Source organism: Hylemonella gracilis str. Niagara R, assembly GCF_000600295.1.
In the GTDB taxonomy this organism is placed as follows: Bacteria; Pseudomonadota; Gammaproteobacteria; order Burkholderiales; family Burkholderiaceae_C; genus Hylemonella; species Hylemonella gracilis_A.
In genome coordinates, this window is record NZ_JEMG01000001.1 from 1,469,583 (window position 1) to 1,491,143 (window position 21,561).

The window sequence follows — 21,561 nt, forward strand, 5'->3', positions numbered from 1 at the left end:
TCATGGGTTGGCTCCAGCCAGCGCTGGAACAGTGGCTTGGGAAAAAGCGGCCCCATCTTGTGCAGGCAGTGTGACAAGGCCATGAACCCCGCGCTACACTGCGCCCCGCCCGTTGTCACGGTGGTGTCACAAAAGGTTCTTAAATTCAAGCGGCTTTCCAAACAACCTCATAGGAGTCCTCGATGAAAGCTCGTTTGAATTTCCGCATCCTGGGTCTGAGCGCTGCCCTGGCATTCGCCACCGTGGCGTCGGCCCAGAACGTGACCGGCGCGGGCGCCAGCTTCCCGGCCCCGCTGTACGCCAAGTGGGCGTCTGACTACGCCAAGGCCACCGGCATCCAGGTGAACTACCAATCCGTGGGTTCGGGCGCCGGCCTCAAGCAGATCGATGCCAAGACGGTGGACTTCGGCGCTTCCGATGCGCCTCTGAAGGATGAACAACTGGCCGAAAAGGGCCTGGTTCAGTTCCCGACCGTGATGGGCGGCGTGGTGCCGGTCGTGAACCTCAAGGGCATCCAGCCTGGCCAGCTCAAGCTGACTGGCGCTGTGCTGGCCGACATCTACCTGGGCAAGATCACCAAGTGGAACGACCCCGCCATCGTCGCGCTCAACAAGGACCTGAAGCTGGAAGACGAATTGATCGCCGTGGTGCGCCGCGCCGATGGCTCGGGCACCAGCTTCCTGTTCACCAACTACCTGAGCAAGGTCAGCCCCGAGTGGAAGGACAAGGTTGGTGAAGGCACCGCCGTCAACTGGCCCACGGGCGCGGGTGGCAAGGGCAACGAGGGCGTCGCCGCCTTCGTGAACCGCCTGCCCAGCTCCATCGGCTACGTCGAGTACGCCTACGTGAAGCAGAACAAGATGACCTACGCCCTGCTGCAGAACGCCGCTGGCCAGTTCGTCGCACCCGACTTCGACACCTTCAAGGCCGCCGCCGCGGGTGCCCAGTGGGACAAGTCGTTCTACCAAGTGCTGACCAACCAGGCCGGCGCCAAGTCCTGGCCCATCACCGGTGCGACCTTCATCCTGATGCACGTCAAGCAGGACAAGCCCGCGCAAGGCGAGGCCGTGAAGAAGTTCTTCGAGTGGACCTACAAGAACGGTGACGCCACCGCCGAAGGCCTGGACTACGTGCCCATGCCGGCCAGCGTGAAGGCCCAAGTCACCAAGCTCCTGAGCACGGTCAAGTAAAAACCCGGCGCGTCCTTGGTCGACGCGCATTGAAGCGAAGCAGCACGCCATGAGTTCAACTTCCGCCACCCTGTCCACTGCCCAGCCGGACTCCAGCACGAAGACCCGCACCCGCGCGCCCGGCGCCTGGTTCGATGGGGTGTTCGGTTTCCTGGCGCAGGGAGCGGCCTGGTTGACGCTGGCGTTGCTGGCTTCCATCCTCGGTTCTCTGGTGGTGGGCGCCTGGCCCGCCATCGAAAAATACGGTCTGGGCTTCCTGACGAGTTCCGTGTGGGACCCGGTGCAGGAGGACTTCGGCGGTCTCGTGATGATTTACGGGACCTTGGCCACATCCTTCATCGCGCTGCTGATCGCCGTGCCGGTGAGCTTCGGCATCGCGCTTTTCCTGACGGAGATGTGCCCGGCCTGGCTCAAGCGTCCGCTGGGCACGGCCATCGAGTTGTTGGCGGCCGTGCCGTCCATCGTCTACGGCATGTGGGGCCTGCTCGTGTTCGGTCCCATCCTGGCCAAGTATGTGCAGCAGCCGCTGCAAGCATTGTTCAACGGCGTGCCCTACCTGGGCGCGTTGGTGTCGGGGCCGCCGGTCGGCATCGGCATTCTGTCGGCGGGCATCATCCTCGCCATCATGATCATCCCCTTCATCGCCTCCGTCATGCGCGATGTGTTCGAAGTCACGCCACCCCTGCTGAAGGAATCGGCCTACGGCCTGGGCGCGACGACCTGGGAGGTGGTGTCCCAAGTGGTGCTGCCCTACACCAAGACCGGCGTGGTCGGCGGCATCATGCTGGGCCTGGGCCGCGCCCTGGGTGAGACCATGGCGGTCACCTTTGTGATCGGCAACATGAACCAGCTTGACACGCTGAGCCTCTTCGAAGCCGCCAACAGCATCACTTCCGCCCTCGCGAACGAATTCGCCGAGGCGGGCGCCGGTCTGCACCAGGCGGCCTTGATCTACCTCGGCCTTGTGCTGTTCTTCATCACCTTCGTGGTGTTGTCTTTCTCCAAACTGCTGCTGGTCCAGCTCAAGAAGCGCGAAGGGGACAAATCGTGAGCAACCCGACGCTCGAAAACATCCGCCGAGCTGCCTTTGCCCGGCGCAAGCGCACCAACGCGATCGCGCTGAGCCTGTCACTTGGTGCCATGGCCTTTGGTCTCTTTTGGCTGTTCTGGATCCTCTGGGAGACGCTTTACCTGGGACTGAGTGGTCTGGCCTGGAGCACCCTGACGCAGATGACGCCGCCGCCCAACGAGGCCGGCGGCATTGCCAACGCGCTCTACGGCTCCTTCATCATGGTGTCCATGGCGACGCTGATCGGCACGCCCGTCGGCATCCTGGCGGGCATCTACCTGGTGGAATACAAACCCAAGGGCTGGCTGGCCGAGACGACGCGTTTCGTCAACGACATCCTACTGTCCGCACCGTCCATCGTGATCGGCCTGTTCGTCTACGCGGTCGTGGTCGCGCGCTTCAAGAGCTTCTCCGGCTGGGCCGGCGTGGTGGCGCTGGCACTGCTGGTGATCCCGGTCGTGATCCGCACCACGGAAAACATGCTGCAGCTCGTGCCTTCGGCCATGCGCGAAGCCGCTTACGCCCTGGGCACACCGAAATGGAAGGTCATCACCATGATCACCTTGCGCGCCGCCATGGCCGGCGTGGTGACGGGTGTGCTGCTGGCGGTGGCGCGCATCGCGGGCGAAACGGCGCCGCTGCTGTTCACCGCGCTCAACAACCAGTTCTGGAATTCCGACCTCAGTTCGCCCATGGCCAGCCTGCCGGTCACGATCTTCAAGTTCGCCATGAGCCCCTATGAGAACTGGCAGCACCTGGCCTGGGCCGGCGTGCTGCTGATCACCGTGGCCGTGCTGGGGCTGAACATCCTGGCCCGCTTGTTGACCCGCAAGCAGCAATAAACCCGAACCATGTTCGCCAGCGACCGCTCCCACAACGCCACCGGACCCGAAACGCCCGTGATGAATGCCATGGAAACCACCACTGCCCCCACCGCCGCCGCGAACGCTTCCGCCGTGCCTTCCAAGATCGCGGTGCGCGACCTGAACTTCTATTACGGCAAGTTCCACGCGCTCAAGCACATCAACCTGGACATCCCCAAGGACAAGGTCACGGCCTTCATCGGCCCCTCGGGCTGCGGCAAGTCCACGCTGCTGCGCGTTTTCAACCGCATGTACGCGCTTTACCCGGAGCAGCGCGCCGAGGGCCAGGTGCTGCTGGACGGCGAAAACCTGCTGACCAGCAAGCAGGACGTTGCCCTGCTGCGCGCGCGCGTGGGCATGGTGTTCCAGAAGCCCACGCCCTTCCCGATGTCGATCTACGACAACGTGGCCTTCGGCATCAAGCTCTTCGAGTCGTTGTCCGACACCGACATGGAAGAACGTGTTGAATGGGCCCTGCGCAAGGCCGCGCTGTGGAACGAGGTGAAGGACAAGCTACGCCAAAGCGGCTCCAGCCTCTCGGGCGGTCAGCAGCAGCGCCTGTGTATCGCGCGCGGCATCGCCATCAAACCCGAAGTGCTGCTGCTGGACGAGCCCTGCTCGGCGCTGGACCCGATTTCCACCGGCAAGATCGAGGAACTGATCACCGAGTTGAAGAACGACTACACGGTCGTCATCGTCACGCACAACATGCAGCAGGCCGCGCGCTGCAGCGACTACACGGCCTATATGTACCTGGGCGAGCTGATTGAGTTTGGCGACACCGAGCAGATCTTCTTCAAGCCGGTCCGCCAGGAAACTGAAGATTACATCACGGGCCGTTTCGGTTGAGCGACGACGTCGATCACACCACGGACGTACAGAACCTCAGGAGCACCGCACCATGCCCGATAAACATCTTTCCACCCAGTTCGACAGCGAACTGAGCACCATCTCCAGCCGCGTCATGGAAATGGGTGGCCTGGTTGAATCCCAGGTGCAGCAGGCCATCCTGGCGCTGGCCCATTTCAATGCCGAGGCGGCGCGCGAGGTCATTCTGCTGGAGAAGCGCGTCAATGAAATGGACATCGCGCTGGACCACGAGATTTCCTCCATCATCGCGCGACGCCAGCCCACGGCGCGCGATCTGCGGCTGTTGATGGCTGTTTCGAAGGCCGTGGCCAACCTGGAACGCGCGGGCGACGAAGCCGAGAAGATGGCGCGCATGGTGCTGTCCATTCTCGAAGCTGGCGCGCCGCGCGCCTTGCCCGCGCCGGCCCTGCGCATGGAGGCGGATCTGGCGGCCAGTCAGCTGCGCAAGTCGCTCGACGCGTTCGCCCGCCTGGACACCGCCGCCGCCGCCGCCATCCTGCGCGAGGATGACCTGATCGACCGCGAGTTCGGCAGCTTCACGCGCGTGCTGATCACCTACATGATGGAAGACCCGCGCACGATCTCCAGCAGCCTGGACCTGCTGTTCTTGGCCAAGGCCATCGAGCGCGTGGGCGACCATGCCAAGAACATCGCTGAACTCATCATCTACATCGTCAAGGGCGCGGACGTGCGCCACCACACGATCGAAGAGATCGAGGCGATGCTGAAGTGAATACTTCCAGGCTTCGCCGCCCTCGTTCGTTGCGCGACGTTCCTTCAGGGGGCGCTCTCAGTGGCCCGGTTAAGCCGGGTTCGCGTGAGCTTGGGTTCGCACGGGCATGCGTGGCGAAGCGTGGAGACCAAGGGACGCTTGGAGAATGAAGCAACCTACTGTCCTCATCGTCGAAGATGAACCGGCCATCGCCGAACTGATCGCCGTCAACCTGCGCCACAACGGCTTTCAGCCCACGCTGGCGCTGGACGGCGAGAGCGCGCAACGCGAGATCGACGCCATGCTGCCGGATCTGGTGCTGCTGGATTGGATGCTGCCCGGTGCCAGCGGCCTGACCCTCGCGCGGCGCTGGCGTGGGGACCCCCGCACCAAGGCCGTGCCCATCATCATGCTGACCGCGCGCGGCGACGAGGCGGACCGCGTGGCGGGTCTGGATGCGGGCGCCGACGACTACATGGCCAAGCCTTTCTCCACCAAGGAGATGCTGGCGCGCATCCGCGCCGTGCTGCGACGCCGCGCACCCGAGCAGGCGGCCGTGACGCTGGAGGCGGGTCGCCTCAAGCTCGACACGGCCACGCACCGCGTCAGCTTCGACGAGCAACTGCTCAAGCTCGGTCCCACCGAGTTCAAGCTGCTGCACTACCTGATGAGCCATGCCGAGCGTGTGCACAGCCGGGGCCAACTGCTCGACAAGGTTTGGGGCGACCATGTCTTCATCGAAGAGCGGACGGTAGACGTGCACATCAAGCGTCTGCGCGAAGCCCTGGGCGCAGCGGCTCCGATGATCGAGACTGTGCGCGGCGCTGGCTACCGGCTCACCACGCAGGCGCTCACCACCTCCTGACGGTGGTCTAATCCAGCCCGCGTCCTGCGGTGGGCGGCTTGGTGCCGTTACACCGCAGGTCTTTTTCATACGTCTTGCCATGCTGCTGCGCATCTTTTCATTCCTGATGTTCCAGGCCCTGGGCGCGTGGTTGGGGCATCAGATCGCACCCGAGGCCTTGCGCATTCGCGGCATGCTCGCGGGCATGCTGGGCGCGGGCATCCTCTGGGGCCTCTACGATTTCACGCGCGGCTTGCGCGTGCTGCAATGGTTGCGCACCGATGCCCTGGCCGTCGCCCCGCCGCTGCGCCTGGGGTTGTGGGGACAGGTCGCTGAGCGGGTGAGTCGCGCCGCGCGCATGCGCGAGCGCGCGGCGCGCGAGAGTGAGCTGCGCCTGCAGAATGTCCTCGCCGCTCTGCAGGCCTCGCCCAATGGCGTGTTGCTGCTGGACGCGGCAGGCCGCATCGAGTGGCTCAACCAGACGGCGGCTGCGCACCTGGGCCTGGACCCGGCACGCGACCTGCAGCAGCACTTGGTCAACCTGGTGCGCAACCCCGCTTTCACCGCCTACCTTGCTTCAGGCCAGTACGGCGGCGGCGTGACCCTGCCCGGACGCGCTCACAACAGCGTGAACCCGGTGCGTTTGTCGGTGCAGCTGCACGAGTACGGCGAGGGCAGGCGCCTGCTGCTGTCGCGGGACGTGACCCTGGTCGAGCAGGCCGAGGCCATGCGCCGCGATTTCGTGGCCAATGTCTCGCACGAGATTCGAACCCCGTTGACCGTGTTGTCCGGTTTCGTCGAAACCTTGCAGACGCTGCCCCTGCAGGAGGACGAGCGCGCGCGTTACCTGGACCTCATGGCCCAGCAGGCCGAGCGCATGCAAGCCCTGGTGAATGATTTGCTGATGCTATCCCGCCTGGAAGGCAGTCCACCGCCGGGCGAAGGGGAGTGGGTCGCATTGCCTGCCATGATGCGCCAGCTGCAGCAGGAGGCGCAAACCCTGTCGGTTGTGCTGCACCCCGCGCGACCGGATGCCAAGACCCGGATGGTCCAGGCGCAAGGTGGGCAGACTCTGGACTTTGAGCCCACACCAGCCTATGAGCTGGCCGGTGCGAACAACGAATTGCACAGTGCCTTGTCCAACCTTGTGAGCAATGCCGTGCGCTACACGCCTACCGAAGGCACGGTGCGCTGCGGCTGGCGCCTGCTGGAGGTGGATGGGCGGCTGGACAGCGCCGAGTTCTGGGTACAGGACACCGGTCCCGGCATCGCCGCGGAGCACATTCCTCGACTGACCGAGCGCTTCTACCGTGTGGATCGCAGCCGTTCGCGCGAGACGGGGGGCACCGGTCTGGGCTTGGCCATCGTCAAGCATGTGGCCCAGCGTCACGGTGCCGAACTGAAGGTCGAAAGTACCCTGGGCCAGGGTTCGCGTTTTGCCCTGGTGTTTCCGGCCCATCGTCTCAGGCCCATGGTTGCACGTTGACGCTGGCTCAACGCTGAACGATGAGGGCCGGCCTGCATCATCGGCATCCAGGCCGCCACGCAGTCGCAGTCGCCCTACACGGCCAACGCGCTGAACCTTGTTGCCCTTGGCCTGGGGCGTGTTGCAGAGCAAGGGCGTCAATGAGTCGCTCGTCCATGAGTGGGCAAGCCAGTCCGGGAGCCGATGCCCTTGTTCATGGCACGTTGCGCAAGCGCTCGTGATCGCGGACGCCATCATCACGGCGGACATTGACCTCAACGCGCTGTCGCTATGTTTTTCGTAGCAATCGCCAGAGCATGAACCAGAACGCCGATGCGGCAAGCAGCAGCGCGGCGGCGCCGCTGGCCCAGAAGGCCGCAGGGGTGGCCATGGCCGGCCAGGGCCCCAGGCCCGTGTAGGCCAGGCGGTAGCCGCCATACAGGCCCAGACCCCAGAGCAGCACGCCGTAGATCAGCAGCGGCGTGACGGTGATGCGCCAGCAGCGCAGCAGGAAGGCACCCAGGGACTGCAGTCCATCGAACAAGTGGTAAAGCGCAACCCAGGCCAGCAAGGGCGTCGCCAGCGCCAACGTCTCGGTGCTGGGCGCGTACAGCGCGGCCAGGGGCCCGCGCGACAGGGCCAGCAGGGCCGCGAGCAGCAGGGCACTGCCGGCCACCAGACCGAGGCCTATGCGCACCGCCTGGCGCGCCCGCGCAGGCTGGTTTGCGCCCAGCCAGTAACTGGTGCGTGCGCTGCTGGCGATGCCGATGGCCAGCGGCATCATGTAGAGCACGCTGGCCACATTGGCCGCGATCTGGTGCGAGGCTGCGGCGGCCGTGCCCAGGCGCGCGACGAACAAGGCCATCAGCGTGAAGGATGTGACCTCGACCAGGATGGACAGCCCACTGGGCAGACCCATGCGCAGGAACCCGGCAAGCACCCGTCCGTCGGGTCGGCCGGGGCGATGCCAAAGCTGATACGGCCGATACAGCGGCCTGGTGCGCAGCAGCCAGAGGGCCAACAGCAGCAGGACCAACTGCGTCACCAGGGTGGCCCAGGCGCAGCCCGCAGCACCCTGGGGATTCAGTCCCAGGCCACCCCATGCGAACCACAGGGAAAGAGGGATTTTCAGGCCAAGCGAACCCAGCTGCAGCCAGGTCACGAGTTGAGGGTGGCCCAGGCTCTGATTGAGCGTTGCGAACAGGCGAAACAGCAGCGCCACGGGCAGCGCCAGCGCCAGCACCGTCAGGTAGTGAGTGACTTCGCCGCGCAGGGCCGGGGGCACCTCGGCCCAGGCCAGCAGCGGGCCCGGGGTCAGCAGCAGCGTCATGCCCAGCAGCGACAGCCCGGCCCAAAGGTAGATCGACTGGCGCAGCGAATGGCCCAGATTTCGGTTCGCAGCAGCTGCTTCACCGCCCTCGCGCCGGCTGGCGCCATGCAGCTCGGCCCAGACTGGCAGCAGGGCCTGCAACACGCCCATGAGGCTCACGTAGACGCTCATGTAGATGGCGGCGCCGACCGAGAGCGCGGCCAGCGAGGCTTCCGAATAACGTCCGGCGACCAGGGTGTCGGTCACGCCATAAGCGATGGTCGCGAGCTGCCCGGCCAGCACCGTCAGGGCGTGGCGGGTCACGATGCCCAGTTCACTCTTGCGCGCTTCAGTCACACGGAGGGGATGTGGACAGGGACGAGGGTTTCAGGGCAGCCGGCGCAGCAGCTGCAGGCCGTCCTCGCCGCCGGGGCGTGGGTGTTCCAGCAGGGCGACGCGCTCCCAGCGTGTCTCGTCCAGCAAGCCGGGGGTCTGGCGCAGCTTGTCACGGTCGATCACCAGCCAGCCGCAGCGGGTGGCATCGGTCAAGGGCTCCAGGCCATGGGTGCGTACCACCCTGCTGTGGAACTGCAGTGCCGCCACCTGGGCGCGCGACAGACCAAACCAGCTCAGGCAGGGCGCTGCCGTGACGCCGGGAGCCGTTCCAATGACGGGCGCGGTCGCGCTGGTTTGGATCACGGTGTCCATGCGTTGCATCAAGGACGCATAGCTGCGGGCATGGTCGAGCGGTGGCATCCACAAGGTGGTCAAAAGCAACCAGCACAGCGTCACCCCCCCCGCGGGCAGCACCATGCTTTTCCAGAGCGCAGCCTGGTGGCGGCCGATGCGCCACTTGACGAGCCAGGTCCAGATCAGCGTGCCCAAGGTGGCAAAGATGAAAGGCAAGATGACGAAGCGCGGTTCGAAATTCGGCGCCAGCCTGGCAACGTTGGCTGCCGGTTGGGGCGGCACGCCGGTCTGCATGGCGATCCAGTACGTCCAGATGAAGAGCGCGCAAAGTGTGAAGAACAGCAAGGTGAACCAGTCGATCAGGGCAGTCACGCCACGGCTCATGGTCGGCAGGGCGAAGGCTGCGAGTGTGGCCAGCGCGGGCAGGGCGAGCAACAGGGCGCGGTCGCTCGCGGGCGTCAGCAGGGTGGTGCCCACCGTCAGCAGCACCCAGCACAGCGGCAGCGACAGGTGGCGGCTGGGTTGCTGGGCCAGCAGCTGCCCTTGCCAGCGCCACAAGGTCCACAGCACCAGCGGCCAAACCGGCCAAGTGAACCAGAGCAGCATGCGGCCCAGGCTCTGCCAGCGCTGTGCCGAGGCAGGCGGACCGAATTCGCTCCAGCGCAGGCGCCAATCCCACAGATCCAAGACAGTGGCGAGCAATGCGATGAAGACCGTCAGCGCCAGCAGTCGCCACAGACCATGGCGATGGCGGCTGGGGTTCTGATCCGCCTGGGCACGATCCAAGGCGTGGAAGAGCAAGCCACCCGCAGACAACAGCAGGGCCAGGATGGGTCCACCCGACAGAGTGAGGCCGGTGAGCCCGACACCCGCCGAAAGCAGCGGCAACCAGCGGTGGTGTGGCAGAGCCGCGTAGGCGTAGAAGCTCAAGGCGACAAAGCACAGCTGGGCCACAGCGGGCGTGGTCTCATGCGACAACTGTGCCAGGCCCAGGCAGGCGATGAAGGCCAGCAGTCCGCCGTCGGCGAGCGCCCTGGCGTAGTCACTGGGATTGGCCTCGCCGCCGAAGGCGAAGCTCACGGGTTGGGCCAAGGGGCTGCGCGCCAGGTAATAGATGCCGTACCAGACGCAGACCAGGGTGAGCAGGAGCAGGGCGATGAAGGGAATGCGCGCCGCGAAGCCAGGATCTATCCACCCAGGCGCCAATTGCAGCGCCCAGGCGCCGAGCCAGTAGGGCAGCAGCCCATCCACGTCGGGGGGCATGCCGCCCAGCCGGGGGGCCAGCCAGTCGGTGCGGCCCGCAGCCAGTTCAGCCATGTAGCCGAAGGCCGTGATGTCGGCGCGTTTCCAGGGCATGCGCCCGATGAAACCGGGCAGCACATAAGCCAGGCAGAGCAGCCACAGCGCGAGGCGTGGCAGGCGTCGGACGGCGCCTTGGGCAACGATGGCGGGATTGGTCACGGTGGCGGGATGATATAGACCGGATGTAGCGCTTCGGTATCCGGATGGAGAAGGAACATGGGCGCGAAAACAAAAAAGGCAGCCGGGTACTGGCTGCCTTTTTTGCCCGCGACCCGATATCGGGTCAGGTCTGCGCTTACTTGGCAGCCGTCTTGCCGTAGCGGTTGCGGAATTTCTCGACGCGACCGCCCATGTTGTCCACGGACTTTTGCGTGCCCGTGTAGAAGGGGTGCGATTCGCTCGAGGTGTCCAACTTGAACAGCGGCAGCTCGCGGCCGTCGTCCAGCTTGATGGTTTCCTTGGTCGGCGCGCAGGAACGGGTCACGAACTGGAAGTTGTTGGACAGGTCCAGGAAACAAACTTCGCGGTAGTTCGGGTGTATGCCTTCTTTCATGATGCTTCCTTCATGTGCGGGAGCCGGGCCGGCCTATCCAGCCTACTTTCCGCAAAACGGCGCATTATACCTGTTGCGCGCAAGTGGATGGCAATGGTTGTCTGGGGCATGTCACCGTCTTGGCAGCAGCGGGTGGGTGGCAGGCTGCGCGAGGTTTTCGTCTGAGCGGGGCGTCAACCTCCGCGACGCATCATGTCGAAGAACTCGTTGTTGGTTTTCGTGGCGCGCATCTGCTTGAGCACCATTTCCATGGCCTCGATCTCATCCATGTTGTAGAGGAACTGGCGCAGGATGCGGGTCTTCTGCAGGATCTCGGGCTGAAGCAGCAATTCTTCGCGGCGGGTGCCGCTGCGGCTGAGCTGGATCGAGGGGAAGACGCGCTTCTCGTACAGGCGACGGTCCAGGTGGATTTCGCTGTTGCCCGTGCCCTTGAATTCTTCAAAGATCACTTCGTCCATGCGGCTGCCGGTGTCCACCAGCGCGGTGGCGATGATGGTCAGGCTGCCGCCTTCTTCCACATTGCGTGCCGCGCCCAGGAAGCGCTTGGGTCGCTGCAGTGCATTGGCGTCCACGCCGCCGGTCAGCACCTTGCCGGAGGACGGCACCACGTTGTTGTAGGCGCGGGCCAGGCGGGTGATGGAGTCCAGCAGGATCACCACGTCCTTCTTCAATTCCACCAGGCGCTTGGCGCGTTCGATGACCATCTCGGCCACGTGCACGTGGCGCGCTGCAGGTTCGTCGAAGGTGGAGGCGATGACCTCACCCTTGACGGTGCGCTGCATCTCGGTGACTTCTTCCGGACGCTCGTCCACCAGCAGCACCATCATGTAGCTGTCGGGGTAGTTGGCGGCGATCGCGTGGGCGATGTGCTGCATCATCACCGTCTTGCCGCTCTTGGGCGGCGCGACCAGCAGGGCGCGCTGGCCCTTGCCGATGGGGGCGATGATGTCGATGATGCGGCCGGTGATGTTTTCGTCGCTCTTCAGGCCGTCCTGTTCCAGCTTCATCTGCACCTTGGGGAACAGCGGCGTCAGGTTTTCGAACATCACCTTGTGCTTGTTCTGCTCGGGGCCACCGCCGTTGACCTTGTCCAGCTTGTTCAGCGCGAAGTAGCGTTCACCGTCCTTGGGCGTGCGCACATCGCCTTCGATCAGATCGCCCGTGTGCAGGTTGAAGCGGCGCACCTGACTGGGGCTGATGTAGATGTCGTCCGTGCTCGCGGTGTAGCTCGAATCCGGGCTGCGCAGGAAGCCGAAGCCATCGGGCAGGATTTCCAGCACGCCGTCGGCGTAGACCGTCTCGCCGGCCTTGGCGCGCTTCTTGATGATGGCGAACATCAGCTCCTGCTTGCGCATGCGGCCTGTGTTCTCGATTTCCAGCGCTTCGGCCTGCTGCAGCAATTCGGAAACGTGCAAGGCCTTGAGTTCGTTGATGTGCATGGGGTTCCCTCGGTAGGGAGTCGATGGAAACTTGGGGGGAGGGTGAACGGGGAGTTCCTGGCCGGGCCTGACGTGGGTGGTCAGCCTGCCGGACTCTGATCGGCGACCGTGCGGGTCACCGATGAATGGCGCAGATTATGACAGGAAAAAAGTCGCCTCCGCGCTGTTCTTCGGTCACGGACACCCGAAAAAGAAAAACGACCGTGCTCCCGAGGGAAGACGGTCGTCTCGGCGAGGTCCCGGCTTGCTGGCCGGGTCTTCACCGGATTCAGGCGGCGAGCTGCTGGTCGATGAAGGCGGTGAGCTGGGCCTTGCTCATGGCGCCCACCTTGGTGGCGGCGAGCTGGCCGTCCTTGAACAGCATCAGCGTGGGGATGCCGCGGATGCCGAACTTGGCCGGGATGTCGCGGTTTTCGTCGACGTTGAGCTTGGCGATCTGCAGCTTGCCCTGGTAGGTGCCAGCCACCTCGTCCAGCACGGGCGCGATCATCTTGCAGGGACCGCACCACTCAGCCCAGTAGTCCACCAGCACCGGCTGGCTGGCGTTCAGGACGTCGGCTTCGAAGGAAGCGTCGGAAACATGCTTGATGAGTTCGCTGGCCATGGAAAGCTCCTTGATGTGCTGTGGATGGCAATGATGAGAAGTACGGGTCTGGCCTAGATGGGTCGGATTGCCGGAAAGTCAAGGCAACCAGGGATACGGCTACAGTGCGCGGCATTGTGACAGAAAGCATCAATCATCGTTGGCAGCGTTGGCTTGGGGCAGTGGCCGAATCGCTGCGCGCGCGCGAGGTCCATCCCGCCCGCGCCGTGGTGTTGCTGCCCTACGCGCAGCTCATGCCCGTGGCGGCGCGCCTGTGGGGTGCGCTTCATCCGGAGGGGTTCGCACCACGTTTCGAAACCACGCAGAACTGGACTCAAAGCCTGGCTGGCACTCTAGCCGCTGCGGGGATGCCGGTACTGGGCCAAGAGGGCGCGGACCTGCGTTTCAAGCCCGCGCTGGACCTGCTGACAGCCCATGCGCTGCTGGAGCAAGCCGGTCTGGGTGCCCAGGCTGGGGTGGCGGCGCCGCTGTTGCTGGAGGCGGCCCAGCAGTTGGCCCCGTTGGCGGCGGCGCAGCCGCCAGCGCAACGGGCGGCCTGGGGGCAGCGCGCCAGTCACGCGGTACGTGCTGGCTTCGAGGAAGGCCTGGAAGGACAGGTCTTGCGGCTGGAAGCCGCCGTCGCGCAGATCGCCGTGGCCTGGGTCGTGAATTCTTCCTATGGCAGCGATGTGCTTTTTTCATCGGAGGTCCGGGCCACGACCGACTGCCTGCTGGTTCTGCCCGGCTTGCAAGCCGATCCGCTGGTGGACGGCTTGCGTCAGGCCTGGGGCGATGCCCTGGTGTTGCTGGAGGCCCCGGCCATTGCGTCAGACACAGTCCCGGCAGGCGCCACCAACGGTGCCGTCCTTGCCTTGCATGAAGCCACGGATGCCGCCGACGAAGCCGAGCGTGCCGCAGCTTGTGTACTGCGCCACCTGCAGGCGGGGCGCGCGCCCGTGGCCGTGGCCGTGATTGACCGGGCGCTCACGCGCCGGGTGCGTGCCATGCTGGCGCGCCACGGCGTGCAGATGCGCGACGAAACGGGTTGGAAATTGTCCACCACCCGCGCGGGTGCACTGGTCATGGCCGCGCTGCGTGCCTGTGCCCGAGACGCGGGCAGCGACGCCGTGCTTGACTGGCTCAAGCACGCGCCGGCCTGCGACGAACTTGCGCTGCGCCGGCTGGAATCGGAATTGCGTCGCCAGCCACGGCGCCTGTGGCGGCATGCGCTAGCCGGGCTCGTTGAAGCGCGGCAGACCAGGCACGAGGCAGACGAGTTGCAGGGTCTGCTGCGCGAGGTCGACAACTGGCGCGCGGCGATCACCGCGGGGCGTGGCACGCGCACCTTGCAGGAATGGCTGGACGCGCTGCAGGACCTGCTTCAACGTTGCGGTCTGTGGGAAGCGCTGATCCAGGACGAAGCGGGACGCGAGGCCGCGAGCGCCCTGCATTACGCGCTGGACGAAAGCGGTCGCGCCACGCCACGCCTGCCGGCCGAAGCGCTCTGGGCGCCGCGGCGCTGGTCCTTGGGCGAGTTCACGGCCTGGGTGGATCGGGCGCTGGAGTCGGCGATCTTCAAGCCCGCCTACCCCTTGCGTGAACAAGCCGTGCTGCTGCCCTTGGCGCAGATGCTGGGGCGCGATTTCGGGGCCATCGTGCTGCCCGGTTGCGACGAGCGCAGCCTGCCTGCCGCGCCCGAACCTGGTGGACCATGGACGGCCGTGCAGCGTGCCGCCTTGGCTCTGCCCAGCCGCGAAGAGATGCAAGCCGCGCAAGTGGCGGCATGGGGCGAGGCCCTGGCGCGTGCCTGCCCGGTGGACATCCTGTGGCGACGCAGCGACGCGGACGGCGAGCCTTTGCTCGCCAGTCCCCTGGTCCAGCGTTTGCAAGCCCTCGCGCCGACCCGGAATGAGGACGGCGCCGCCACGCATGATCCGCGCGATTGGCGCGCCGTCGCGCCCGTGCCCACGCCCAGACCCGCGCCTCGTCTGATCCCTGCGTGGGCCAGGGTGCTGCGGCCCGAGCGTCTGTCCGCCAGCGCCTACCAGGACCTGCGCCACTGCCCCTACCGCTTCCATGCCCTGCGTCTGCTGGGCCTGCGCGAGGCCGAGGAAATCGAAGGTGAACTGGACAAGCGCGACTTCGGCCTCTGGCTGCACGCCGTGCTGCAAACCTTCCATGCCCAGGACCGGCCCGACGGCACACCTCGCGAGGCACGCGCTGCGCGCCTGGACGCCGCGGCGCAGGCCGTGGCGCGCGAGCAGCGCCTGGCCGACGACGAGTTCCTGCCTTTCCAGGTGGCTTGGCCGCGCTTGCGCGAAGGGTATCTGGATTGGCTGACCCGGCACGAGGCCGAAGGCTGGCGTTTTGCGCTCGGCGAACATCCGGCGGAGCAGCCCATGGATGTCGTGACGCTCTTCGGTCGAATCGACCGGGTGGATCGGGTCTCGGGCGGTCTGATGGTGATGGACTACAAGACCGAGGCCGAGCAGACCACGCGCGCCCGCGTGAAGGACGCCTTGGAGGACACACAACTGGCTTTTTACGCCGCCCTTCTATCCGGGCCGGATGGTGAGCAGGGCGGTGCGTCTGGCGCCGATCCCGTGGAGGGCGGCTTGCGCGCGGCCTACGTCAACGTGGGCGAGGGCGAAACCCGTTTGTTTGAGCAGCCTGAGATCGCCTTGGCCCGCGCGGCCTTGCTCGAAGGGGTGGCGCATGACTTGAGGCGCATAGCGCAAGGCGCGCCCTTGCCGCCCCTGGGTGATGGGGCTGTCTGCGACACCTGCGCCGCGCGCGGTCTGTGTCGCAAGGATTTCTGGAGTGAATAGTTCCCCCCCGTTGCTCCCCCACTACGTGTGGGTCGGCATACCCCCTCAGGGGGCGCTCCCAGTGGCCCAGCAAAGCCGGTTCCACGGGAGCCCTGGGCTGGGTGAGCAGGGCACATTGGGTCGATGGATGGAGTGTGTTTGAACATGCAAGCCGCTTATGAACACAACGGTGGGCACGTCAGCCGTGAGGCGTTTTACGCCATCGCCTGCGACCCGAGGCGGCATGTGGCCGTGGAAGCCTGCGCGGGCGCGGGCAAGACCTGGATGCTGGTCTCGCGCATTTTGCGCGCCTTGTTGGGCGAGCGCGGTGACGATGGTGCCCAAGCGCACGAAATCCTGGCCATCACCTTCACCAAGAAGGCTGCGGGCGAGATGCGCCAGCGCCTGATGGAATGGCTGGCGGAATTCGCACGGGCCGACGACGACCGGTTGCGCGCGGAGCTGCGCGCACGTGGTGTTGAGCATGCACGCGTGGACTTGCTGATCGAGCCACTGCGCGGCCTGCACCTGCGCCTCTTGCAGCAGGGGCGAGGGGTGCAGATCCGCACCTTCCACAGTTGGTTCGCGGCCTTGCTGCGCAACGCCCCGCTGGCTGTGCTGGACCAACTTGGCTTGCCTGCCGCCTATGAGCTGCTGGAGAACGACGAGGAGGCCAGAGCGCAGGTCTGGCGCCCTTTCCATGCGCGCCTGCTGCGCGAGCGAGACCAAGGGGGCTCGGCCTTGGCGGACTATCAGGCCGTGGTCACCCGGCACGGCCGCAGCCAGACCGAAAAAGCCCTGGATGCCGCGCTGGACAAACGCGTGGAATTCGCCTTGGCCGACGCGGCCGGCACCATTGAAACCTCCGTACCGCGCTTTGATGTCTTGTTTCCCGACTTCAAAGGCTGGACAAGCCCCTCGCAGGCTTTGACCAGCGAGGCTGCGGCCGCGCGCTGGCAGGCCTGGAGCCAGGCCTTGGGGCAGGAAAAGAACAAAACGCCGCAAAGCGCAGCGCTGGCCATTGAACAGGCTTTTTCTGAACTGACGGATGGGGACGAGCGCTTGGCCGCCTTGCGCAAGGCCTTGTTCGTGGCCGATGCAGACCGGCTCACGCAGCACCTCAAGAAGTACCCAGCGGCGCAGCAAGCAGAAGCTGAATTGCAGCCCTTGCTGCAAGCCCAGCAGCAGCACGAGGCCTGGGAACATCAGCAGCGCATGACGCGGCTGGCGCGCATCCTGCTGGGGGAATACGCTGCCTTGAAGCGCGAGCGCGGCTGGGTGGACATGAGCGATGTGGAGCGCGCTGCCCTGCATTTGCTGGAGCGCTCTGAGCTGAGCGCCTGGCTGCAGCAGCGCCTGGACGCGCGCACCCGCCATCTGCTCATCGACGAATTCCAGGACACCAACCCGCTGCAGTGGCAGGCCCTGCATGCCTGGCTGTCCGGCTACGCGGGGGTGGGTGGGGGCGTGAGCGGTGGTGAGGGCGCGCCGCGTCTGTTCATCGTGGGCGACCCCAAGCAAAGCATCTACCGTTTCCGGCGTGCCGAGCCGCAGATCTTCCAGGCCGCGCAAGCTTTTGTGCGTGTCCTGGGCGGCGACTTGCTGGCCTGTGACCACACGCGGCGCAACGCACCTGCTGTACTGGCACGGGTCAACGCCGTGCTGGGCGAGGCCCAGGCCCGGGGGGAGTATGAGGGTTTTCGTGTGCACACCACGGAGTCCGCGCAGCTGGGCGAGGCCTGGGCCTTGCCCCCGATCGAACGCCCCGCAAAGGACAATAAGGAAGTCACCGCAGTCTGGCGCGACAGCCTGCTCGCGCCACGTGTCACGCCCGACGACACCTTGCGCGCGCTGGAATGCCGCCAGGCGGCCCACTGGATCGCCGGGCAGATTCGGGCCGGCCTGCCTCCCAAGGAAGTCATGGTGCTGGCGCGCAAGCGCGACCGGCTGGTGGCCATGCAAGCCGAGTTGTTGGCCCTGGGTGTGCCCGCGACCCAGCCCGAGCAGGGCGACCTGGGAGCCGCGCCCGAGGTGCAGGACTTGACTGCCTTGCTGGATGTGCTGGTGTCGCCCGGACACGATCTGTCGCTTGCCCGGGTCTTGCGCTCGCCCTTGTTCGGAGAGGCGCGTGGCTTGGACGACGCGGCCCTGCTGGAAATCGCCGCGCGACAGCGCGGCAGCCGACAGGCCTGGTTTGACCTCCTCCAAACCACCCCCGTCACAGCCTGGACCCATGTGGACCTGCGCGTAGTGGGGCCGCGCCTGCGACGCTGGCAGGAGTGGGTGCGCACGCTGCCTCCGCACGATGCGCTGGATGCCATCTATGCCGACGGCGACGTGGTGGCACGTTACATGGCGGCCGCGCCAGCGCATCTGCGCTTGCGCGTCCAGACCCATTTGCAGGCCTTGCTGGAAGCTGCCTTGCAGTTCGATGGGGGACGCTATGCCACGCCTTACGCGTTGGTGCGCGCCCTGCGCGCCGGCAAGTTGCCCGCACCCGCGCAGCCCATGCCCGAGGGTGGCGCGGTACGCCTGCTGACCGTGCACGGCGCCAAAGGCCTCGAAGCCGAGACCGTGCTCCTCCTCGACACCGACACGCCACCTCAGCGGGCGCAAACCATGAGCGTGCTGCTGGACTGGCCCGGCGAGGCGTCGGCGCCCCGCAGCTTCGTCTTCCTCGCCAGCGAAAAGGAAGAACGTCTGCCGCCCAGCGCACGCGCGGCGCACGCGCGTGAGCAGGGCGCCCGCGAGCGCGAAGAGTTGAACATGCTCTATGTCGCGCTCACGCGCGCGCGGGCGCAATTGGCCGTTTCCGCCGTGCAGCCGCACCAGCAGAACGCAGCGCGCGCCAGTTGGTGGCAGCGCATGTCACCCGGCTGCGCGTTGGTGCTACCGCAGACTGACGCGGCGGACTCCGCAGGCATGGTGGTAGCCGATGTGACTGGAGAAATACAAGAAAAAGCGCTTGCCGTGAAAGCTGCGCCGTCCCTAATCGAGTTGCGCGTCCTACCCGCCATCCGTTTCGCGCCTGTGCCGGAGCCGGAGCCGCGGGCGCCCGAAGAGGCCCTGGCAACCCGAATCGGCTCGGCCATGCACCGCCTGCTGGAATGGACCCGCTTGGATGCGTCGGACTTCAGCGGCGCTCAGATCGAGCGCGCTGGTGCGGAACAGGGCCTCACACCTCTGCAGGCTGCCCAGGCCGCGGACATGGCGCGACGCATCCTGCTAGGCGCAGGGGCCTGGGCCTGGCGCAGCGCTGATGTCGTCTGGTGGGCCAACGAGGTGCCGGTCATGGTCGATGGGCAGACGCGCCGCATCGATCGCTTGCTGCGCCACCGGGACGGTACCTGGTGGGTGCTGGACTACAAGTCCGCGAGTTATGCGCAAGCGGGGGCGGTGACGCGCGCTCAGATGCAGGCGCAATTGCGGGCCTACCGGGATGCCGTGCAGGCGGTTTATGCCGGACGGCCGGTGCGCGTTGCCTTCCTCGATGCACAGGGTCGGATGGAGACGCTGGAATGAGGAGCGCGTCTTTGAGCTGAACCGCGTGAACAAGCTAGGGTAGGGTGCGCTGGATCTCTGGTGGTTGGCGCGATGGCATGCGGAGGGCGGACATGTCTGCAATCTGGCCGCAATATTTGCTGTCTAGAATCAGTCCTGGGGCGTGCCGCCCGTCGTATTCTTGTGGTGCTTAAAGCGTCCGCTATCTTGCACTCGGCCGCCTTTGCGAGCGACCATTGAACTGGGATTCATCTTGAAGATAACCATCGCCGGGACCGGTTATGTCGGCCTGTCCAACGCCGTTTTGCTGGCTCAGCACCATGAAGTGATCGCTCTGGACATCGACGCGACCAAGGTCGCGCTGATCAACAGCCGGCGCTCGCCTATCGAAGACAAAGACATCGAGGACTACCTCGCCAGCAAGCCCTTGCAGTTGCATGCCACGCTGGACAAGCACGAGGCCTATGGGCAGGCGGAATTCGTCATCATTGCCACGCCCACCGATTACGACCCGGACACCAATTACTTCAACACCCGTTCGGTCGAGGCGGTAGCGCGCGACGTGATGGCCATCAACCCGCGCGCGGTGATGATCATCAAGTCCACCGTGCCCGTGGGGTACACCGAACAACTCAAGCGCGAACTGGGCGCGGATAGCATCATTTTCTCGCCCGAGTTCCTGCGCGAGGGCAAGGCACTCCACGACAACCTGCACCCAAGCCGCATCGTGGTCGGCGAGCGCTCGCCGCGTGGACAGGTCTTCGCGGACTTGCTGCGACAGTCCTCGCTCAAGCCAGATGCGCCGGTGCTGCTGACCGAGAACACCGAGGCGGAGGCGATCAAGCTCTTCGCGAACACCTTTCTCGCGATGCGGGTGGCCTTCTTCAACGAACTGGACACCTACGCTGCGGTACATGGGCTGGACACGCGCCAGATCATCCAGGGCGTGGGACTGGACCCGCGCATCGGCAACCACTACAACAACCCCAGCTTTGGTTATGGTGGGTATTGCCTGCCCAAGGACACCAAGCAGCTGTTGGCCAATTACCAGAACGTACCGCAGAACCTGATCCGTGCCATCGTGGACGCCAACACCACGCGCAAGGACTTCGTGTCCGAGGACATCCTGCGGCGCAAACCAAGGGTGGTTGGCATCCACCGCCTGATCATGAAGGCGGGCAGCGACAACTTCCGGGCCAGCAGCATCCAGGGCGTGATGAAGCGGCTCAAGGCCAAGGGCGTTGAGGTGGTGGTCTACGAACCGGTGCTGAAGGAGGACAAATTCTTCGGCTCGCGCGTCATTGGTGACCTGGCTGAATTCAAAAAGATGGCCGACGTGATCGTGGCCAACCGTCGTGTGGCCGAACTCGATGACGTGGCGGACAAGGTCTACACCCGCGATCTCTTCGGCGGCGACGCCTGAGGGGGGCTGGGCGCGGGCCGTAGAATCCGCGTTTACTGTTCATTCCTTCCTTACCGTCCATGTCCGTGATCGCCATCCGCAATCTGTCCGTCGGCAACGCATTGCCCTTTGTCCTTTTCGGCGGCATCAATGTGCTGGAGTCGCGCGACCTGGCCTTGCGCGCCTGCGAAGCCTATGTGCGCGTGACAGGCAAGCTGGGCATTCCCTATGTCTTCAAAGCCAGCTTTGACAAGGCCAACCGCTCGTCCATCCATTCCTACCGGGGTCCTGGTCTGGACGAAGGCCTGCGCATTTTCGAGGACGTGAAGAAGACTTTTGGTGTGCCGCTGATCACCGATGTGCACGAACCGTACCAAGCCCAGCCAGTCGCGGAAGTGGTGGATGTGCTGCAACTACCAGCATTCTTGGCTCGGCAGACCGATCTGGTCGTGGCCCTGGCCAAGACCGGACGGGTCATCAACATCAAGAAGCCCCAATTCCTGAGCCCGTCCCAAGTGGGCAACATCGTCGAGAAATTCAAGGAAGCCGGCAACGACCAACTCATCCTCTGCGACCGTGGCACATGTTTCGGCTACGACAACCTGGTGGTGGACATGCTGGGTTTTGGTGTGATGAAGCAGGTCAGCGGCAACCTGCCTGTGATCTTCGACGCCACGCACGCGCTGCAGCAGCGCGCGCCGGGCGCGGCCGCCTCGGGTGGGCGGCGCGAGCAACTGGTGGACCTGGCCCGGGCCGGCATGGCCGTCGGCCTGGCCGGGCTGTTTTTGGAAGCCCATCCCGACCCGGACCAGGCCCTGTGCGATGGCCCCAGCGCCTTGCCGCTGGACAAGCTGGAGCCCTTCCTGAGCCAGATCAAGGCACTCGACGATCTCGTGAAGTCCTTCGCGCCGCTCGACATTCGTTGAATTCACCGTGTAGGTGTGTGCCTGGCGCTGCGCTTG

The 21,561-nt window shown here is 65.4% G+C and carries 16 protein-coding genes; 11 read left to right on the forward strand and 5 right to left on the reverse strand.

Features of this window, described 5'->3' with window-relative positions; genetic code table 11:
- The first annotated feature begins 182 nt into the window (after window positions 1-182).
- From pstS to phoR, 7 genes are all read left to right on the forward strand, one after another.
- Window positions 183-1,190 (forward strand): phosphate ABC transporter substrate-binding protein PstS, encoded by a 1,008-nt coding sequence (pstS, locus tag AZ34_RS06785; RefSeq protein ID WP_035606279.1) that lies wholly within the window; start codon window positions 183-185, stop codon window positions 1,188-1,190.
- 49 nt (window positions 1,191-1,239) lie between these two features.
- Window positions 1,240-2,241 (forward strand): phosphate ABC transporter permease subunit PstC, encoded by a 1,002-nt coding sequence (gene pstC, locus AZ34_RS06790; protein WP_035606282.1) that lies wholly within the window; start codon window positions 1,240-1,242, stop codon window positions 2,239-2,241.
- Window positions 2,238-3,101, forward strand: coding sequence for a phosphate ABC transporter permease PstA (gene pstA, locus AZ34_RS06795; RefSeq protein ID WP_081767111.1), 864 nt, complete (start codon window positions 2,238-2,240; stop codon window positions 3,099-3,101). The genes pstC and pstA overlap by 4 nt, the downstream gene beginning before the upstream one ends.
- A gap of 60 nt (window positions 3,102-3,161) precedes the next feature.
- Window positions 3,162-3,971: a phosphate ABC transporter ATP-binding protein PstB gene (pstB, locus tag AZ34_RS06800; protein ID WP_419670228.1), complete on the forward strand. Its 810-nt coding sequence runs from the start codon at window positions 3,162-3,164 to the stop codon at window positions 3,969-3,971.
- 52 nt (window positions 3,972-4,023) lie between these two features.
- The gene (phoU, locus tag AZ34_RS06805; protein WP_035606287.1) at window positions 4,024-4,725 is read left to right on the forward strand and encodes a phosphate signaling complex protein PhoU; all 702 of its coding nucleotides are present in this window, start codon (window positions 4,024-4,026) and stop codon (window positions 4,723-4,725) included.
- A gap of 145 nt (window positions 4,726-4,870) precedes the next feature.
- Entirely contained in the window at window positions 4,871-5,569 is a 699-nt protein-coding gene (gene phoB / locus AZ34_RS06810) for a phosphate regulon transcriptional regulator PhoB (RefSeq protein ID WP_035606290.1), read from the forward strand.
- Between the two features lie 79 nt (window positions 5,570-5,648).
- Entirely contained in the window at window positions 5,649-7,034 is a 1,386-nt protein-coding gene (gene phoR / locus AZ34_RS06815; RefSeq protein WP_035606294.1) for a phosphate regulon sensor histidine kinase PhoR, read from the forward strand.
- Window positions 7,035-7,302: 268 nt separating this feature from the next.
- Here phoR and AZ34_RS06820 read toward each other — a convergent pair whose 3' ends face one another.
- The 5 genes from AZ34_RS06820 to trxA all read right to left on the reverse strand — a co-directional run bounded on the left by AZ34_RS06820 (window position 7,303) and on the right by trxA (window position 12,910).
- Window positions 7,303-8,679 (reverse strand): MATE family efflux transporter, encoded by a 1,377-nt coding sequence (locus AZ34_RS06820; protein ID WP_035606298.1) that lies wholly within the window; start codon window positions 8,677-8,679, stop codon window positions 7,303-7,305.
- Window positions 8,680-8,709: 30 nt separating this feature from the next.
- Window positions 8,710-10,473 (reverse strand): ArnT family glycosyltransferase, encoded by a 1,764-nt coding sequence (locus tag AZ34_RS06825; RefSeq protein ID WP_035606301.1) that lies wholly within the window; start codon window positions 10,471-10,473, stop codon window positions 8,710-8,712.
- A gap of 136 nt (window positions 10,474-10,609) precedes the next feature.
- On the reverse strand, window positions 10,610-10,867 hold the full coding sequence (locus tag AZ34_RS06830; protein WP_006298454.1) for a type B 50S ribosomal protein L31: 258 nt from the start codon (window positions 10,865-10,867) through the stop codon (window positions 10,610-10,612).
- 173 nt (window positions 10,868-11,040) lie between these two features.
- The gene (gene rho, locus AZ34_RS06835) at window positions 11,041-12,306 is read right to left on the reverse strand and encodes a transcription termination factor Rho (RefSeq protein ID WP_035606304.1); all 1,266 of its coding nucleotides are present in this window, start codon (window positions 12,304-12,306) and stop codon (window positions 11,041-11,043) included.
- 268 nt (window positions 12,307-12,574) lie between these two features.
- On the reverse strand, window positions 12,575-12,910 hold the full coding sequence (trxA, locus tag AZ34_RS06840; protein ID WP_006298451.1) for a thioredoxin TrxA: 336 nt from the start codon (window positions 12,908-12,910) through the stop codon (window positions 12,575-12,577).
- 161 nt (window positions 12,911-13,071) lie between these two features.
- Here trxA and AZ34_RS06845 point away from each other — a divergent pair, with 161 nt between their 5' ends.
- The 4 genes from AZ34_RS06845 to kdsA all read left to right on the forward strand — a co-directional run bounded on the left by AZ34_RS06845 (window position 13,072) and on the right by kdsA (window position 21,525).
- Entirely contained in the window at window positions 13,072-15,717 is a 2,646-nt protein-coding gene (locus AZ34_RS06845; RefSeq protein WP_231495475.1) for a PD-(D/E)XK nuclease family protein, read from the forward strand.
- A 144-nt stretch (window positions 15,718-15,861) separates the two neighbouring features.
- A complete protein-coding gene (locus tag AZ34_RS06850) occupies window positions 15,862-19,218 on the forward strand; it encodes a UvrD-helicase domain-containing protein (RefSeq protein ID WP_035606307.1) in 3,357 nt (1,118 codons plus the stop codon).
- Window positions 19,219-19,450: 232 nt separating this feature from the next.
- Window positions 19,451-20,620, forward strand: coding sequence for a nucleotide sugar dehydrogenase (locus AZ34_RS06860; protein ID WP_035611100.1), 1,170 nt, complete (start codon window positions 19,451-19,453; stop codon window positions 20,618-20,620).
- A gap of 59 nt (window positions 20,621-20,679) precedes the next feature.
- Complete coding sequence (gene kdsA, locus AZ34_RS06865) at window positions 20,680-21,525, forward strand: 3-deoxy-8-phosphooctulonate synthase (RefSeq protein ID WP_035606314.1); 846 nt, start codon at window positions 20,680-20,682, stop codon at window positions 21,523-21,525.
- Window positions 21,526-21,561 lie beyond the last annotated feature (36 nt).

Excerpts from the sequence above, each read along its gene's own strand:
- pstS (WP_035606279.1), top strand. The coding sequence starts at position 183 with ATGAAAGCTCGTTTGAATTTCCGCATCCTGGGTCTGAGCGCTGCCCTG.
- pstC (WP_035606282.1), top strand. The coding sequence starts at position 1,240 with ATGAGTTCAACTTCCGCCACCCTGTCCACTGCCCAGCCGGACTCCAGC.
- pstB (WP_419670228.1), top strand. The coding sequence starts at position 3,162 with ATGAATGCCATGGAAACCACCACTGCCCCCACCGCCGCCGCGAACGCT.
- phoU (WP_035606287.1), top strand. The coding sequence starts at position 4,024 with ATGCCCGATAAACATCTTTCCACCCAGTTCGACAGCGAACTGAGCACC.
- phoB (WP_035606290.1), top strand. The coding sequence starts at position 4,871 with ATGAAGCAACCTACTGTCCTCATCGTCGAAGATGAACCGGCCATCGCC.
- phoR (WP_035606294.1), top strand. The coding sequence starts at position 5,649 with ATGCTGCTGCGCATCTTTTCATTCCTGATGTTCCAGGCCCTGGGCGCG.
- AZ34_RS06830 (WP_006298454.1), bottom strand. The coding sequence starts at position 10,867 with ATGAAAGAAGGCATACACCCGAACTACCGCGAAGTTTGTTTCCTGGAC.
- rho (WP_035606304.1), bottom strand. The coding sequence starts at position 12,306 with ATGCACATCAACGAACTCAAGGCCTTGCACGTTTCCGAATTGCTGCAG.
- trxA (WP_006298451.1), bottom strand. The coding sequence starts at position 12,910 with ATGGCCAGCGAACTCATCAAGCATGTTTCCGACGCTTCCTTCGAAGCC.
- AZ34_RS06850 (WP_035606307.1), top strand. The coding sequence starts at position 15,862 with ATGCAAGCCGCTTATGAACACAACGGTGGGCACGTCAGCCGTGAGGCG.
- kdsA (WP_035606314.1), top strand. The coding sequence starts at position 20,680 with ATGTCCGTGATCGCCATCCGCAATCTGTCCGTCGGCAACGCATTGCCC.